This window comes from Bacillus sp. A01H, from assembly GCF_045277205.1.
Lineage (GTDB): Bacteria > Bacillota > Bacilli > Bacillales > Bacillaceae_G > Bacillus_A > Bacillus_A paranthracis.
Window position 1 is genome coordinate 4025711 of record NZ_CP117702.1, and the last position, 15417, is coordinate 4041127.

The following is a 15417-nucleotide window of genomic DNA, read 5'->3' on the forward strand; positions in this document are numbered from 1 at the left end:
ACATTCCTTACTTTTCTCCACTCATGCCTGATCGAATCAGTAACACGTGTCAAAAATAGGTTTACGTATAAGTTCACTATAATTAAGGCAAACGTTTTCGTTTTATACCTTAATGTGTTTGTCGAAATTTGTATAACTTTGCAATAGTTATTATACATAACTATTGTAAGCGATTCAATGATTTTTTTTAACGTTTTCATTTTCGACAAAAATATATGTCATTTTACACATGCTCTGCCTTCACTAAGCGCTGCAGGTGCATCGTTAAATATATACTCTCTGCTTCATAAACAGGAAGTTGCAATTCTTTTTGCATAACCTTAACTAGCTTCCAAGCTAAATTATAACAGACAGGATATTCCGCCTTTAATAAATCAGCAAAACTTTGCGATTCCTCTACTTTTTCTCCTTTTTTCACCCTCTCAATAGCATATTGAAGATGACGAATAAGGCGTAAATAGTGAATACTTTCTTGGTCTAATGTAATTTGTAAGTTCGTCTCAATTAAAGATACAAGCTGTGCGATGAGACGGGAGTTTTGATTAACTGAAGATAAATCTGAATTTGTAAGTGAACTGTAAATATGCAGTGCAATAAACCCGATTTCTCCTTCTGGCAATGTAATTTGCAAACGAGAATTTAAAAGGTTTACAACACCTTCAGCAATTTTATATTCCTCTGGATAGAGCATTTTCGTTTCAACTAAAAAAGGATTATCAATTGTAAACCCTTGTTTTAAACGCTTAATTGCAAAAGAAACATGATCTGTTAAAGCGATATGAATATGTTCATTCAATGGGGATTTTGCTTTTTCTTGAATATAGAACATAATATCATTCATTAATTCAATTAATTTTTCACTCACATGTGGAACTAGCAGTTTGTATTGTTCACGATCACGTTCATTTTTTAGAACAAACATTTTTTCAATTTGTTCTTGCTCCAATACATCTTTCGCTTTTTTCCCAAATCCAATTCCTTTACCAATCACTACTACTTCCTCATGTTCAGGATGGCTAGCAATGATGACATTATTATTTAAAACTTTTTTAATTTCTAGATAATTACTCATATAACACCACCCTCGTACTTAAATAGCCTGCTTTTATGTTACAGAATATTCTTCTTTGTCGTCAATGTAAAACATCTACCATTTCATAAAAATTCATTTTTTAGACATGTTTATATATGATGCGTATAATGTAAGAGCAACTGTACATAGAAAGGAGATAACAACATGATTAAAATGTTTGTAAGTGATATCGACGGTACAATGATGCAACACGGAGGTTTAATTGACGAACAGGATATTGTAGCACTTCGTAGTCTTGCTGAACAAAATGTGATTCTTTGTTTCGCTTCTGGCCGACTTGATAATGAAATTGCAGACTTAATGAAAGCTGTAAATACAAATTTCCACCGCATTAGTGTTAATGGTGTTTTTGTATATACAAATGAAAATAAGCAGCTATTATCTGCAACTTTTGATTCCAGCATTCTTCCTGAATTGTTACACATGACGAATGAAGATCCTTATTTCCGTTATGTTAGTGATGAACATAATTACTACATTGAAGAAAAAACACCGTTTATTCACGAACTTGAGCAACAAGTAACGATGACTTCTGTCGAAGAACCAAATTTATTACAGAAAATAGATGATACAATTTTCCCGAATAAAATTTCTGTCGGTGGCACAAAGGAGAGCTTACAACTCCTTCAGAAAAAAATTGATGAAAAATTTCATGGAAAAGTTAGTACGTTCATTTCAGCAGAACAATGCTTAGATGTAATGCCACCTAATATTAGTAAAGGTTCTGCTATTTCTGTTTTATTAAAAGAGTTTCAATTACAACCAGAGGAAGTTGCTTGCATAGGGGATTCTTATAATGATATTCCAATGTTTGCTCTAACTCCTCACAGTTTTGCTATGGCTCAAGCAGATGACGCAGTAAAAGAACACGCTCACTATGTAGTAAATACAGTTAAAGAAGCTGTTAACCACGTAATTGCTCATAATAAAAATACGACTCACTCCTTGTAAGGATGAGTCGTATTTTTTCTTTACATGTTAAACAATTTGACATTTACTGTACTTCACAAACTGAAATATATTATTTGTTACGTGCGATGTTTGTAATAAACTTATAACGATCTCCACGATAAATACATTTCACATACTCTAACGGTACTTCACCTTCTGAATATGACCATTGACGCATGACAAGCACTGGCGCCTTTTTAGGAATATGCAGATGTTCCGCTTCATTATCCGTTGCAATTGAAGCTTCAATTGATTGAGTAGCGCTAACAAGTTTGAAGCCCAGTTTTTTCTCTAAATGTTCATATAAAGATTGTTGCAATATTTCTTCGTTAATATCTTTTACAAGAGCTGGCGACAAATATGTCGTCTCAAAAGCAATCGGTTCATCGTCAGCTAAGCGAATACGCCTCACTTCATAAACCGACTCTCCCTCCTGTATTCTCAGCCGGTCTGCTATTTTCACAGTAGCTGGAACTAGGCGGAAACTTAATAATTGACTACTTGGGTTCATCCCACGAGAAATCATATCTTCCGTGAATCCTGTCATTCCTTGCAGTTTTTGTTCCACTTTCGGAAGTTGGACAAACGTACCGATTCCACGTTTCCGATATAAATAACCTTGTTCCACTAAATTATTAATCGCCTGTCTGATTGTCATACGACTCACTTCGAACTTATCGCAAAGTTCATTCTCAGATGGGATTTTATCTCCCGGCTTCCATTCGCCGTCCTCAATTAGCTGTTTCACCCACTCTTGAATCTGATAATAGATCGGAAATGGTGAATACTTGTCGATGTTCATCAGCAATCGCCTCACTGCATAAAGATAGAGCTTCTTGATCAGCGATTACGGTTACATTCGGATGACGTTGTAAAACTGTAGCAGGACACGCTTCACTATATGCACCTTGCAATAATTCTTTAACAGCTTCTGCCTTTTTAGAACCCATAGCAACAAGTAGAATTTGTTTCGCTTTCATAATGCTTCCAATTCCCATTGTAATTGCATGAGTTGGCACATCTTCTTCTTTTTCGAAGAAGCGAAGGTTTGCTTGGCGTGTAGATTCTGTTAATTCAACAATGTTTGTTGGAGAATTAAACGGTGTTCCTGGTTCGTTAAATCCGATGTGACCGTTTTCACCGATTCCAAGAATCTGTAGGTCAACTGGGTTAGCAGCTAGAATGCCCTCGTAACGTTTGCACTCTTCCTCTAAATCACTTGCCATCCCGTTTGGTACATAAGTTTGTTTAAATGGAAGATGATCAAACAACTGTTCTTGCATGAAATAGTGATAGCTGTTTTTATCTTCATGTGGTAAATTTACGTACTCATCTAAGTTTACAGTGGTTACACGGCTTGTATCAAGTTTATTTTTTCGCATTTCTGCATAAATACCTAATGGAGAGCTTCCTGTAGCCATTCCTAATGTTGGATTTTCTTTTGTTTTTACAACTTCTTCAATTAATTTATAACCTGCTTCTGCTAGTTCTTCTGGAGTTTTTACAACAAGAATATTCATTTCATTACTTCCCTTCCTTCATATGAATTCCTAAACGAACCGTATCATATACATGTAAATCTTCATTCATCACAACAAAGTCTGCATCTTTTCCTACCGCTAATGCACCTTTATTATTTAATCCAAACTCTTCTGCTTGGTTCACTGATGTCATTAGTACTGCATCTTCGATTGAACAACCTGTAAATTCAATTACATTTCGGAAAGCTTGATCCATTTTTAGAATACTACCAGCTAACGTTCCATCTTCTAATCGAGCACTACCATCTTTTACATGTACTGGCTGTCCGCCAAGCTCATATAATCCATCTTCAAGACCTTTTGCACGCATTGCGTCAGTAATAACACTTACTTTTTTCGGTCCTTTTAATTTATATGCTAATTTCACCATATCTGGGTGAATGTGAATACCATCTGTAATTACTTCAACCATTACATCTGGATTTAATAACACATGACCAACAACTCCTGGTTCACGGTGATGTAATCCACGCATTTGATTGTATAAATGCGTTGCATGTGTAATGTTTCTATTTTTTAGTTGCGCATCAATTGCATCTGTATGCCCCATTGTGCCGACAACACCAGTTTCAGCAAGATACTGCTCAAACTCTAACGCTCCTTCTTCTTCAGGTGCGTATGTTACTAATTTAATTAAATTTCCGCTTGCTTCCTGCCATTGTTTAAATTGTTCAATATTCGCAGGAACAATATGTTCAAGTGGTTGTGCACCTGCACGTTTTTTTGAAACATACGGTCCTTCTAAGTGAATATATTCGAAATGCGCTCCTTTTTCTTTCGCTTCCTTCGCAGCATGTAGTGCTGCTTCAATTGCTTCTGGAGCTTGTGTCATTGTTGTTGGGAAGTAAGTTGTAACTCCTTCTTTTAACATTTCTTTCCCTAGAGTTACTAACCCATCGCTATTTGCATCCATCGCATCAATATCGTATCCACCATGAATATGAACATCAATCATACCTGGAATCACAATTTTCCCTGCCGCATCTAAAACAGTTTCATTTTCTTGTGATACATATTGAGCCATCAAACCAATTTCTTTAATTGTTTCTGCGTAACGAATAAATCCGTTTTCTACTACTTCTTGACCTGTATAAATTTTGGCATTGATGACAACTTGCGTTTTCATTTTCATCGATCCTTTCCCATGAAATACCTACTTGTTATTATTACCTTATTCGCCTAATTCCATCTTAATATATGCACGAGTAGTTGTCTATACATTCTAATGAAATTTCCTCTTTGCTTAACAAAAAGGAAGCTTAGTACGTCTCTCGCAATTATAATATATGTTATTCATTTTTTCCAAAAAGGAACTATATCATCTAACGTATGAATCACTTAAGTAATGGCATTAATCCGCTAGACCCTATTGTAATATGTTCGCCGTCTGTTTCCATTTCTACCGTACGTCTATTTGTTCCATACATCATTATACCACGCCGTTTTAATCGTCTCACTACACTTTGATGCGGATGCCCATACGGATTTTTGCTACCATAAGAAAGAATCGCGAACTGTGGTTCTACCTTCTTTATAAACCTTTCACTTGTTGAAGTATATGAGCCATGATGTCCCACCTTTAGCACATCTGCATGTACATCAAATTGCTTTAATATTTCAGTTTCCGTCCGCACATCAGCATCACCCATTAGTAAAAAATCTGCCTTACCATACCGAACCTTTAATACAATTGAAGATTCATTATTTTCATCTTTGGACTTCCCATTGTTTAATACTTGTATGGAAACATGCGGATCTAGCGGTATGTATTGGCCCTCTTTTACTGAAATGAAAGGGATTCCCCTTTTCTTTATATGATTTCGATACGTATGATAAGTAAGAGAACTATATGTTTTTCCACTATCTAATATAAGTGATACCGGCATTTGCTCTACAATCGGAATGAGCCCTCCAATATGATCCATATCAGGATGAGTACTGACGATAGCATCTAAATGGTTAATTCCTTTTTCAATTAGCTTTTGGATGATAACCTCACCAGCTTCATAAGGTCCTCCATCAATTAACATCGTTTGTCCATTTGGCAATATAATAAGTGTTGCATCACCTTGCCCAACTTTTAAGAAACTCACTTTCATTTTACCAAAATGTTGCCGCTGCATATGTAAAGGAGACGCGGTATGAATAGACATCATATACCTTTTTGCCGATACACTATTTAAAGAAAAGCATAACAAAACAGAAACTAATAATAAAATACTTCGTATACCTCTCATAACTCGTCTCCTTTTTTCAATTAGTATGGCACGGTATATAATTGATATACAAAAAAAGCTTAGCAAAATGCTAAGCTTTTATTTCGATATCTCTTGTAAAGAACCAAAGAATAAATCCGCTTCATTCATTTGTTCGTTTTCTTCAGAAAGCGGAGGTAAATCATCTAATGTTTTTAATCCAAATGTGTCTAAAAATTCTTTCGTCGTTCCATATAAAATCGGACGCCCAGGTCCTTCTGCTCTTCCCATTTCTTTTATAAGTAAGTGTGATACTAACGTTTGTAACGCCTTATCAGTTTTTACTCCTCTAATCTCTTCCATTTCAGTTCTTGTAATGGGTTGACGATATGCAACAATTGCTAACGTTTCTAGCGCAGCCTGAGAGAGTGAAGCAGCTGTTGGGATATCTATTAGTTTTTGATAGTACGACGCATGTTCTTTCTTTGTAGCAAAACGATATACTTTTGCATACTGTACAATTTGCAAACCTCGGTGTGCACCTTCACATTCTTTTTGCATTTCTTCTAAAATATCGATTACTTCGTTTCCTTCAATTTCAAGGACTTTTGCTATTTGTTCAGGAGAAATCCCTTCATCACCAGAAACAAATAAAAGCCCTTCAATGATTGATTTCTGTTCTGTTCTATCCATCTTACGAGCTCCTTCCTCCTATTTTCTCCATAAAAATACACATCAAAAAACCGAATCACAATCAATGCGTTCGGTTCAATATTTTTTCTCTTGTTCCAAACGATACATTCAAACCTAGCATGAGATATACTATTTCTATCCCATTTTCCATACTAACTCTATGCAGATTTAGTATAGCTTGATACGAAAATTTCATCAAAATTATGTTCTTGTTCAATTACGATTTGTTGATTTTTCATAAGCTCAAGAACCGCTAAAAATGTTACAACCATTATTTCCCGTTCATCATCAACAAACAAATCATAAAAACTTTGACGACCACCTTGTATTTCTAACAGCTTTAAAATATCCGTCATACGCTGTTCAATTGGTATTTCTTGACGAGTAATACGTGTTGTCACAGGTTTCTTTGCTTTTTTACGGCGCATTAATTTTTGAAATGCCGCTAGCATATCATATAACGTAACATCAAGAGGCAAGCTTGTCTCCTCTTCTTGTTGCAACGATGTAAAATCAATTGGCGGACGTGTATATAGCTGTGCTCTTTCTTGTTCTCTTTCTTTTAGTTCAGTAGCAACTTGCTTATATTTCTTATATTCAATTAACCTCTCCATCAATTCTTGACGAGGATCATCTATAAAGTCATCACCGTTATCAAGTACATCTTCTTCATGTTTCGGCAACAACATTTTACTTTTAATTTGTAATAACGTTGCAGCCATTACTAAATACTCACTTGCAACATCTAATTGTAGTTCTTTCATCGTATGAACATAAGATAAATATTGCTCTGTAATTTCCGCTACAGGAATATTATATATATCAATTTCATAACGATGTATTAAATGTAACAATAAATCTAAAGGCCCTTCAAAAGCCTCTACTTTAAAATTATACTGCACAAAGCATCCCACCACATTTTTTCTATAACAACATAAGTATAGAGCATACTCATGTTCTATCCAACCTTTTTAAGAAATTTAATTAAAAATAGACCTATGCCTATGGCATCATGCCCACCACTTCATATGATAACAGTGTAGTAAGAACAATGTAGGAGGTCAAAAAACTATGGGTCACGTTGATTGTGGTTTTAGCGGTGGATTCGCATTACTTGTTGTATTGTTTATTTTACTCATTATTGTAGGGGCAGCTTGCTTCTGCTAATATGAACAATAACGACTAGGGAGAAATTCCCTAGTCGTTTATTGTTCATATTTCTATGATAAACTTATACTTATAACCGTTAGATAGGGGCGAAGAAAATGTATCCTACGGAATACATACAGTTTTTAATTCATTTTCACGGAGATTATGATTATTTTGAATGCCACGAAATACTGGAAGAATATTGGAAAACAAAACCGAGAGGAAATCGGGATCATTATTTAGTCGGCCTCATTCAAATTGCAGTTTCTTTATACCATCACAGACGCTCTAACTGGAATGGCGCAGAGAAGATGATGAAAAGCGCCATAACGATTTTAGAAAAAAACAGTGCACATTTACTTCGTTTAGGAATAAATGAGGCACAACTTCTGTTCTTACTCAAAGATAAATTGCAATCTATCCAGAAAAAAGAAAGTTTTACACCGTTATTTTTACCATTGTCGGATACAACATTAGAAAAGTACTGCATAGAATTATGTCAGAAACAAAACCTTCCTTGGAAAGACGTGAATGCTACTTCTAATGAATTTATAATACATAAGCACACATTACGTGATCGAACAGAAGTCATCGCTGAACGAAACGAACAATTACAAAAAAGAAAGCAGAGATAATAAACTACTTATCTCTGCTTTCACGAATGTATATTTTGTTCAAGCCCTTTACACTTTTTGCAAAAACTTGCTGTTTGCTCATTTCCGCAAATTGTAAATTCAAGAAATTTACTCTTTAACTCTTGAACCATCTTCGTCCCAATACCCATATGACGGTGAGATGGATTCACACTCAAATGCTGAATTTCCAAAACTTGATTCTCTTTTTTTACAATCCCCATTATCCCAACAAAATCTTCGTTTTGTTTCCACAAATACAATTGCCAATCATCCTTTGCTTCATAATCTTTCATAGTCAATTGTAATGTTTTCACATCTTTTTCAGTTGGCATAAATGAAAGAAGCCCCATTGCAATCTTTTCATAACTTTTTTTAAAACGAATTAACATAACCCTTATCCCTTCTTACAAAAGTTACAAACTATTAAATCCCCTCAATCACTCTTTTCATATCACATTCATTTTACAATATTTTCAACAGAGTGAGAAGAGCTTAAAACAACTTGATAATCATACAAAGCGAAAAGAAGAAAGTCAAATATACGTTTCATTACTATTTTTGTTAAGTAGATAAAAGAAGAAACACTGTTATATGAAAGTGAAAAAAACATCCACCGCTCATTATCACTTCACTATTCATCACCTTAGAGCAGATGAATTCTAGCAAAATGAATGTAATAAACAACTTTTATTGAAATGTGGAATCTAATGTATTCTATGTAATTTGTTAATATTTTGTTCTCATAAGCGACTTATTTTCACTACAATCACATTACTACTTGTATCATGTACCGTAAACGAAATACCCATTCCTATTAAAAAAAGAGAGCAATAGCTCTCTTTTCTCATTCACTTATTCTTCCCAAACTTTAACTTCTTTCATTACATCACCTTGACGCATGTTTAATACTGTTTCAATACCGCTTGTTACTTTACCGAATACAGTATGTACACCATCTAAGTGTGGCTGTGGCTCATGAACGATAAAGAATTGGCTACCGCCTGTGTTACGGCCAGCATGAGCCATAGAAAGTGATCCTACAAGGTGTCTATGAGGATTTCCATCAGTTTCACATGGGATAGAGTAACCTGGGCCACCCGCACCCGTTCCTGTTGGGTCTCCACCTTGGCTTACGAAGCCAGGAATAACGCGGTGGAATGTCACACCATCATAAAATCCTTGCTCTGCTAGTTTTTTAAAGTTTTCTACTGTTTTTGGTGCCTCTTCTGGGAAAAATTCCAAATCGATTTTTTCACCATTTTCCATTACTATGTATCCTAAAGTTTTCATACGTATATGTCTCCTTTCAACTATCTCAGCACTATATTACCACATTCATGACTAGAAACAAAAAGAATCCGACAATCTACATACTTCTTTTTTGAAATGTGGAAAAAGCTAGGTGACAAATAAGAAATATATACTATAATAACTGTGTTGCCCGAAAATTTTAGAAAGAGAAAGGGAGCGATTTTTCGTGAAAACGAAATTACTAGCTCTGCTATTAGCTGTAGCAGTATTTATTATGCCAACAGCTTCGTTTGCAGACATCATCGAAGGAGAATCAATTGTTACACTAGGAGAAAACTTGTCTGAACAACAAAAACAAGATCTGTTAAAAGAAATGAAAGCACCAAAAGATGCTACAATTATTACTGTGTCTAATGCGGAAGAACATAAATTTCTAGAAGGGATTGTTCCAAAAGCGCAAATTGGTACGAGAGCAATTTCCTCTTCTATGATCACATACACAAAGCCAGGTTCTGGTCTCATTGTACGTTCAAAAAACATTAATTCAATAACAGATGCAATGTACACAAACGCACTTATTACAGCAGGTGTGAAAGATGCAGAAATTCAAATTACTGCACCATTTAAAGTTTCTGGAACTGCTGCTTTAACTGGTTTAATGAAAGCCTATGAGACAACATCAAACAAAGCAATTCCTGAGGAAGTAAAAAAAGTAGCCAATGAAGAAATGGTGCAAACATCCCAGCTCGGCGATAAAATTGGTGAAGAAAAAGCAGTTCAACTTGTTGCGAAAATTAAAGAAGAAATTGCGAAAGAGCAGCCAAAAACGACTGAAGATTTACGTTCATTAATTAAAAAAATTGCGGATCAACTTGGTATTACATTAACGGATGAACAGTTAGATAACTTAGTTGCTCTATTTGATAAAATGAAAAATCTTAACATTGATTGGAATCAAGTTGGCAGTCAGTTAAATAAAGCAAAAGAACACGTTTCTGCCTTTTTAGGATCTGAAGAAGGGCAAAGTTTCCTAGATAAAGTGAAAGATTTCTTCTCAAGTATCATTGATTTTGTTAAATCGTTATTCAAGTAAAAAGAAGCTCGCTAGTAGCGAGCTTCTTTTTTATACAAGTAACGGCAATTTCATAATAGCTTCTTCAACCGAACGAACAATATGATTCGCTTTCTCCTTCACATATGGATGAGCATGGTGCAGAGTAAATGAATGCGGGGTTACTTCAAACATAGAAATATCATTGAAAGAATCTCCAATGCATGCAACTTCATTTGCTTCAATTTGCAAATGTTCCATTAGTCGTCTTAAAGCACTCCCTTTACTTACTCCCCTTGGCATAATGTCAACATAGCGTTTACCAGACATAAAAACTTCCGCTTCATTCTGAAATGTATCTCGTAATTCTTGATCTAATGCTTCAATTGTCTCTTCTTCCCCAAAAACAAACAATTTCGCAGGATGTACAGTTTTACCAAATTCCTCTTCTAACGCTTCAATTTCAGCGATATGCACGCCCATATACGCTTCAAAATTATGGTGATGTTCATTCTTCCTTTTTGTATATCGCTGCTCATTTGCACAAACAATATCCGCTAGTCCTTTTTTATGTATATATCGATATATTTCCTGGGCAACCGTATTTTCAAAACTCGATTCATAAAACAAATTCCCATCCGGAAGTAACATTGTCGCTCCATTTAAGCCAGTTGTGTAATATGGGAATTCAAACCTATTTACGACTTCATCAATTCGATGAGTAAAGCGGCCTGAGGCAAAACAAATATTTGTCCCTTTTTCAGCTAACCAACAAATTGCACGTTCATCTTCTTTTTGCATATGATTTACATCGTAAACGAGCGTGTCGTCTAAATCACTTACAAATAATTTAATCATGTCCTCTTCCCCTTCCATACACAATATCTACTCTAAGTGTACACAAAAAATGTTTGATTTTTGTTAAAAAACAATAAATTTTTGCTAAAAAAATAAACGGGTTTATAATCCCGTTTATTTTTGTCTTTTTACATTTTGAGGTCTTACAATACTTGGTCGTACTTTTAAACTAGACATCGTCGGACGGAGTAGAATTTTTGTTAATGCGCCCCAATCAAATGGTAAAAACGGCCATAAATAAGGGGTTTGCAAACTTTTTATAGACGTTAAAAATAAAATCAATATCGTCATACCAATTACAAAGCCCATCTCATGGAAGAGACCTGTTAAAATAATAACAAATAATTTTCCAACCTTATTCCCTAGCCCTAATTCATAGCTCGGTGTTGCATAAGCACCGATCATAGAAACTGCTACATACAAAATAACTTCTGGTACAAACAAACCTACATCGATTGCTATTTGACCAATTAATATGGCAGAAATTAATCCTGCTGCTGACGATAACGGCGTTGGAGTATGAATGGCTGCCATCCTTAAAAATTCAAGTCCTACTTCTGCCATTATCACCTGTAATAAAATTGGTAAATGTGTCATCTTAGTCGGTCCAATAAAAGCAAGATTTTCTGGTAAAAGAGTTGGATCAAATACAAACACTAACCAAAACGGTAGTAAAAACAAGGAGAATAAAACACCTAAAAAGCGTACCCAACGTAAAAATGTTCCGACAGCTGGATTTTGTCTAAACTCTTCTGCATGCTGTAAATGATGAAAATATGTTGTTGGCGTAATCATAGCACTCGGTGATGTATCAACTAGTACTAGAACATGTCCTTCTAATAAATGATTTGCTGCTACATCCGGTCTTTCTGTATATCGAATAAGCGGGAATGGATTATAGCTTTGCTTTACAACAAATTCTTCCACTGTTTTATCCGCCATCGTAATGCCATCGATATCGATGTTATTTAATTCTTGTTTTATAATCTTTACTAAATCTGGATTTGCAACATCTTGTACATATGTAATACAAATATCCGTTTGCGATCGATCCCCTACTCGAATAATTTCATTTCGAAGACGTGGATCTCGAATTCTTCTACGAATTAACGCTGTATTTACAACGATATTTTCAACAAATCCATCCCTCGCACCGCGTACTACTTTTTCAGTATCTGGCTCTGTCGGTGTTCGTCCTGGATAGCTACGAACATCTATCACGAACGCTTCTGTTTCGCCTTCCACAAATATAACAATAAGCCCTGATAACGCTTGAAGCATTACTTCATCCATCGTTTTCACTTTACTTACTTGCTGATGAATTAAACGATTCTCTAAAAGCTTTACAGTATCTTCTTCAACATCCCTTATTTCATTCGTATCCACAGCTTCTTCTAAAATAGGAATAATATAATTTGTATCACAAAGTCCATTTACGAATAACACTGCAATTTCTTTATTCAAAATTTGAAATTTACGAATACCAACATCAAATGTGACGCCTAATCCAGCCGTTTGTTTTAAATAATTTTCATTGTCACTTATGAAAGTTGAAATCGGAATATCTATTTTTTTAGGCTTCGTCATAAAATCCACTCCTTTCCAAAATTAACTGAATTGCTTTTTTCGTAATTGGTGAGCCTCTCTCCCATTCATCGTTTCCACACATCTTACCAATATCACCCACACCAACAATGACGGGAACATTCAAATCATCTAAACAATAAATTGTATCTCCGCTAATTCTGCCAATTTCACCATCTGGAAGTCCAAATTTATCAACACCATATTCCGTTAAATTCCCGTTCCGATCTACACTTACATCTACACGTGCCCATTCCCAATGGTGTGTATTAGACGCTACTGCCAAAATCCCAAGTACATCAATTTGTTTATGCGTGGCTACATATTTTAAAGCTTTTTCACCAGATCCTTCTCCAATAAATCCACTGTCATCAAACATGACAAATACAGGGTCATATGGCGTTTGCATAATAAGCTCAACAACTTTCTTCCCTGTCAATTTGGTTGGATTACTTTGTGATGCTGAAATACACCTTCCCCCAAATTCCTTCGTTAAAAGCTCAATTGTTCGCTTTGCATATTCATCTCCATCTGTGACCAAAACAACCCTTCGTCTCATTTGATTTATCCTTTCGGTTTACATATAAGTGCTACAAAAAATGAAAATAATATTGCTGCTGAAATACCTGCAGACGTTAAACTAAACATACCCATACCAATCCCTATATATCCGTGTTTCTCTGCAGCATGCATTGCCCCGTGTAATAGGGAATGTCCAAAACTTGTAATAGGAACTGTCGCCCCAGCACCAGCAAACTTTATAAGCTTATCGTACAATCCGAATCCATCTAAAACTGCTCCTATCACTACAAAGGTAGCCATTAAATGGGCTGGTGTTAACTTTGCGAAATCTAACAATACTTGCCCAACTACACAAATAGCGCCTCCTACAAGAAATGCATATATATAATCCACAATTCACTCTCCCTTCACTCTCTCAAATACGACACCATGTGCAATTGTTGGAATTGTTTCTTTTTGCTGCATCATCATCGGGCTTAATAACGCACCAGTAGCAACGACAAAAATTCGTTGTAAATTCCCTTTTTGCATCTCGCTTAATAAATGACCATATGTGACAACAGCTGAACAAGCACAACCACTACCACCAGCAAATACTTCTTCTTGACCGGGATCATAAATCATTAATCCGCAATCGTTATATATATGCCCAATATCATAACCTTCTTCCAGTAACAGTTGTTTCGCAATTGGTGTCCCAATAGCTGATAAATCACCGGTAACAATCAAATCGTAATCGGCTGCACTTCTCTTCAAATCCTCAAAATGTTGCTGAATTGTATGAGCTGCAGCAGGTGCCATCGCCGATCCCATATCTAAAGGGTTCGCAATTCCTAAATCTTGCACTTTTCCAATCGTAGCCGCCTTGATTTTAATGGCACTTTTTTCTTTACTAATTAATATGGATCCCGCACCTGTAACAGTGGAATTTGCTGTTCCTGGTTTTTGTCCCCCATACTCTGTTGGATAACGAAACTGTCTTTCAGCTGTTGCATTATGACTACTTACCGTCGCTAAAACACGATTTGCGAATCCGCCATCTATAAAGGCTGATCCGACCGCTAAAGTCTCCATCGAGGTCGCACAAGCACTAAACATGCCTAAAAAGGGAATTCCCCACTTACGCGCAACGTAATTTGCTGTTACTGTTTGATTTAATAAGTCACCCGCTAAAAAGAAATCAATTTGTGATGTTTCTACATTTGCTTTTTGCATGACTTGTTGAATAGAATCTGACATTAATCTTCGTTCCGCAAGCTCCCAGTTTTCCTCTCCGCAATGTAAATCATCATATGAAATATCAAATTCCTTTCCAAGAGGGCCTTCAGCTTCTTTTGGACCGACGGCAGTACCGGTTGCATTCACATAAATATCATTTTGAAATACCCACGTTTGTTTTCCTGTCAACCTCATACTAGCCCCTCCTTTAAGACATAAAAATTTTAAAAGTATATCTTATTAACCCAATAATGTACGCACCGACAACACCAAAAACGATTACACTTCCCGCTAGCTTAAACATGTTTGTAGCAACCCCAAGTACAATTCCTTCACTCTTATGCTCTAACGCAGCACTTGCCATAGAATTCGCAAATCCCGTAACAGGTACGGCCGAACCTGCTCCAGCAAATTGACCGATTTTATCATATACACCACAACCTGTTAAAATCGCCGATAATAGTACAAGAGTTGCGACTGTTGGATTCCCTGCCTCTTGTTCACTAAAATGAAAATAATGTATATAAAATTTCATCAATACTTCTCCGATTGTACAAATGAATCCACCTACAAAAAATGCCTTAACACAATTTATAAAATAATTTGGCTTCGGATGGTATTCCTTCACTTTATTTACGTAATCGTCCTTTAGTTTTCGCCCTGTCATTTATATATT

19 protein-coding genes and 1 pseudogene are annotated in these 15417 nt (G+C 35.6%); 4 read left to right on the forward strand and 16 right to left on the reverse strand.

Annotated features, from left to right (window positions below; all coding sequences use genetic code 11):
- Nucleotides 1–223: 223 nt before the first annotated feature.
- Nucleotides 224–1072, reverse strand: a complete 849-nt coding sequence (gene glcT / locus PSR14_RS21210) for a glucose PTS transporter transcription antiterminator GlcT (protein WP_098487376.1) — start codon at nucleotides 1070–1072, stop codon at nucleotides 224–226.
- 165 nt (nucleotides 1073–1237) lie between these two features.
- Here glcT and PSR14_RS21215 point away from each other — a divergent pair, with 165 nt between their 5' ends.
- Entirely contained in the window at nucleotides 1238–2044 is an 807-nt protein-coding gene (locus PSR14_RS21215) for a Cof-type HAD-IIB family hydrolase (protein ID WP_000594236.1), read from the forward strand.
- A 70-nt stretch (nucleotides 2045–2114) separates the two neighbouring features.
- Here PSR14_RS21215 and PSR14_RS21220 read toward each other — a convergent pair whose 3' ends face one another.
- From PSR14_RS21220 to scpA, 6 genes are all read right to left on the reverse strand, one after another.
- Nucleotides 2115–2846 carry a GntR family transcriptional regulator gene (locus tag PSR14_RS21220; RefSeq protein ID WP_012644586.1) on the reverse strand — a complete coding sequence of 244 codons (732 nt, stop codon included), beginning with the start codon at nucleotides 2844–2846 and terminating at the stop codon, nucleotides 2115–2117.
- Nucleotides 2776–3564 (reverse strand): glucosamine-6-phosphate deaminase, encoded by a 789-nt coding sequence (nagB, locus tag PSR14_RS21225; RefSeq protein WP_001024206.1) that lies wholly within the window; start codon nucleotides 3562–3564, stop codon nucleotides 2776–2778. The genes PSR14_RS21220 and nagB overlap by 71 nt, the downstream gene beginning before the upstream one ends.
- Nucleotides 3565–3568: 4 nt before the next feature.
- Nucleotides 3569–4711 (reverse strand): N-acetylglucosamine-6-phosphate deacetylase, encoded by a 1143-nt coding sequence (gene nagA / locus PSR14_RS21230; protein WP_001983978.1) that lies wholly within the window; start codon nucleotides 4709–4711, stop codon nucleotides 3569–3571.
- Between the two features lie 208 nt (nucleotides 4712–4919).
- A complete protein-coding gene (locus PSR14_RS21235; RefSeq protein WP_098487375.1) occupies nucleotides 4920–5822 on the reverse strand; it encodes a ComEC/Rec2 family competence protein in 903 nt (300 codons plus the stop codon).
- Between the two features lie 78 nt (nucleotides 5823–5900).
- Nucleotides 5901–6473 (reverse strand): segregation/condensation protein ScpB, encoded by a 573-nt coding sequence (gene scpB / locus PSR14_RS21240; RefSeq protein ID WP_000376222.1) that lies wholly within the window; start codon nucleotides 6471–6473, stop codon nucleotides 5901–5903.
- 158 nt (nucleotides 6474–6631) lie between these two features.
- Nucleotides 6632–7375, reverse strand: coding sequence for a segregation/condensation protein A (scpA, locus tag PSR14_RS21245; RefSeq protein ID WP_001199760.1), 744 nt, complete (start codon nucleotides 7373–7375; stop codon nucleotides 6632–6634).
- Nucleotides 7376–7544: 169 nt separating this feature from the next.
- Between scpA and PSR14_RS21250 the strand changes: the two genes are divergently transcribed.
- Entirely contained in the window at nucleotides 7545–7640 is a 96-nt protein-coding gene (locus tag PSR14_RS21250; protein ID WP_000510194.1) for a YjcZ family sporulation protein, read from the forward strand.
- Nucleotides 7641–7738: 98 nt separating this feature from the next.
- Entirely contained in the window at nucleotides 7739–8257 is a 519-nt protein-coding gene (locus PSR14_RS21255) for a DUF309 domain-containing protein (RefSeq protein ID WP_000283586.1), read from the forward strand.
- Nucleotides 8258–8277: 20 nt separating this feature from the next.
- On the opposite strand, the gene ribT is transcribed toward PSR14_RS21255, so the two are convergent.
- From ribT to PSR14_RS21270, 3 genes and pseudogenes are all read right to left on the reverse strand, one after another.
- On the reverse strand, nucleotides 8278–8646 hold the full coding sequence (gene ribT, locus PSR14_RS21260) for a GNAT family N-acetyltransferase RibT (RefSeq protein WP_000908397.1): 369 nt from the start codon (nucleotides 8644–8646) through the stop codon (nucleotides 8278–8280).
- Nucleotides 8647–8714: 68 nt separating this feature from the next.
- Nucleotides 8715–8896 (reverse strand): annotated as a pseudogene (locus PSR14_RS21265) (hypothetical protein).
- A 213-nt stretch (nucleotides 8897–9109) separates the two neighbouring features.
- Nucleotides 9110–9547, reverse strand: a complete 438-nt coding sequence (locus tag PSR14_RS21270) for a peptidylprolyl isomerase (protein WP_000853792.1) — start codon at nucleotides 9545–9547, stop codon at nucleotides 9110–9112.
- 187 nt (nucleotides 9548–9734) lie between these two features.
- Here PSR14_RS21270 and PSR14_RS21275 point away from each other — a divergent pair, with 187 nt between their 5' ends.
- Complete coding sequence (locus tag PSR14_RS21275) at nucleotides 9735–10601, forward strand: DUF1002 domain-containing protein (protein ID WP_000850502.1); 867 nt, start codon at nucleotides 9735–9737, stop codon at nucleotides 10599–10601.
- 30 nt (nucleotides 10602–10631) lie between these two features.
- Here the strand turns inward: PSR14_RS21275 and PSR14_RS21280 are convergent, their stop codons facing one another.
- The 6 genes from PSR14_RS21280 to spoVAC form a co-directional block, all read right to left on the reverse strand.
- The gene (locus tag PSR14_RS21280) at nucleotides 10632–11435 is read right to left on the reverse strand and encodes a Cof-type HAD-IIB family hydrolase (RefSeq protein WP_001998169.1); all 804 of its coding nucleotides are present in this window, start codon (nucleotides 11433–11435) and stop codon (nucleotides 10632–10634) included.
- A 96-nt stretch (nucleotides 11436–11531) separates the two neighbouring features.
- Nucleotides 11532–13004: a spore germination protein SpoVAF gene (gene spoVAF, locus PSR14_RS21285; protein ID WP_000165580.1), complete on the reverse strand. Its 1473-nt coding sequence runs from the start codon at nucleotides 13002–13004 to the stop codon at nucleotides 11532–11534.
- Nucleotides 12991–13560, reverse strand: a complete 570-nt coding sequence (locus PSR14_RS21290; protein ID WP_001254415.1) for a stage V sporulation protein AE — start codon at nucleotides 13558–13560, stop codon at nucleotides 12991–12993. Before PSR14_RS21290 ends, spoVAF begins: the two co-directional genes overlap by 14 nt.
- Before the next feature lie 5 nt (nucleotides 13561–13565).
- Nucleotides 13566–13916, reverse strand: a complete 351-nt coding sequence (gene spoVAE, locus PSR14_RS21295; protein WP_000384637.1) for a stage V sporulation protein AE — start codon at nucleotides 13914–13916, stop codon at nucleotides 13566–13568.
- A 3-nt stretch (nucleotides 13917–13919) separates the two neighbouring features.
- Complete coding sequence (gene spoVAD / locus PSR14_RS21300; RefSeq protein ID WP_001241148.1) at nucleotides 13920–14936, reverse strand: stage V sporulation protein AD; 1017 nt, start codon at nucleotides 14934–14936, stop codon at nucleotides 13920–13922.
- 13 nt (nucleotides 14937–14949) lie between these two features.
- The gene (spoVAC, locus tag PSR14_RS21305; RefSeq protein ID WP_000147735.1) at nucleotides 14950–15408 is read right to left on the reverse strand and encodes a stage V sporulation protein AC; all 459 of its coding nucleotides are present in this window, start codon (nucleotides 15406–15408) and stop codon (nucleotides 14950–14952) included.
- Nucleotides 15409–15417 lie beyond the last annotated feature (9 nt).

Coding starts and splice junctions, on each gene's coding strand:
- PSR14_RS21235 (WP_098487375.1), bottom strand. CDS start 5,822: ATGAGAGGTATACGAAGTATTTTATTATTAGTTTCTGTTTTGTTATGC.
- nagA (WP_001983978.1), bottom strand. CDS start 4,711: ATGAAAACGCAAGTTGTCATCAATGCCAAAATTTATACAGGTCAAGAA.
- PSR14_RS21220 (WP_012644586.1), bottom strand. CDS start 2,846: ATGAACATCGACAAGTATTCACCATTTCCGATCTATTATCAGATTCAA.
- PSR14_RS21215 (WP_000594236.1), top strand. CDS start 1,238: ATGATTAAAATGTTTGTAAGTGATATCGACGGTACAATGATGCAACAC.
- ribT (WP_000908397.1), bottom strand. CDS start 8,646: ATGTTAATTCGTTTTAAAAAAAGTTATGAAAAGATTGCAATGGGGCTT.
- scpB (WP_000376222.1), bottom strand. CDS start 6,473: ATGGATAGAACAGAACAGAAATCAATCATTGAAGGGCTTTTATTTGTT.
- PSR14_RS21255 (WP_000283586.1), top strand. CDS start 7,739: ATGTATCCTACGGAATACATACAGTTTTTAATTCATTTTCACGGAGAT.
- spoVAD (WP_001241148.1), bottom strand. CDS start 14,936: ATGAGGTTGACAGGAAAACAAACGTGGGTATTTCAAAATGATATTTAT.
- PSR14_RS21280 (WP_001998169.1), bottom strand. CDS start 11,435: ATGGAAGGGGAAGAGGACATGATTAAATTATTTGTAAGTGATTTAGAC.
- glcT (WP_098487376.1), bottom strand. CDS start 1,072: ATGAGTAATTATCTAGAAATTAAAAAAGTTTTAAATAATAATGTCATC.
- spoVAC (WP_000147735.1), bottom strand. CDS start 15,408: ATGACAGGGCGAAAACTAAAGGACGATTACGTAAATAAAGTGAAGGAA.
- PSR14_RS21250 (WP_000510194.1), top strand. CDS start 7,545: ATGGGTCACGTTGATTGTGGTTTTAGCGGTGGATTCGCATTACTTGTT.
- nagB (WP_001024206.1), bottom strand. CDS start 3,564: ATGAATATTCTTGTTGTAAAAACTCCAGAAGAACTAGCAGAAGCAGGT.
- spoVAF (WP_000165580.1), bottom strand. CDS start 13,004: ATGACGAAGCCTAAAAAAATAGATATTCCGATTTCAACTTTCATAAGT.
- PSR14_RS21290 (WP_001254415.1), bottom strand. CDS start 13,560: ATGAGACGAAGGGTTGTTTTGGTCACAGATGGAGATGAATATGCAAAG.
- PSR14_RS21270 (WP_000853792.1), bottom strand. CDS start 9,547: ATGAAAACTTTAGGATACATAGTAATGGAAAATGGTGAAAAAATCGAT.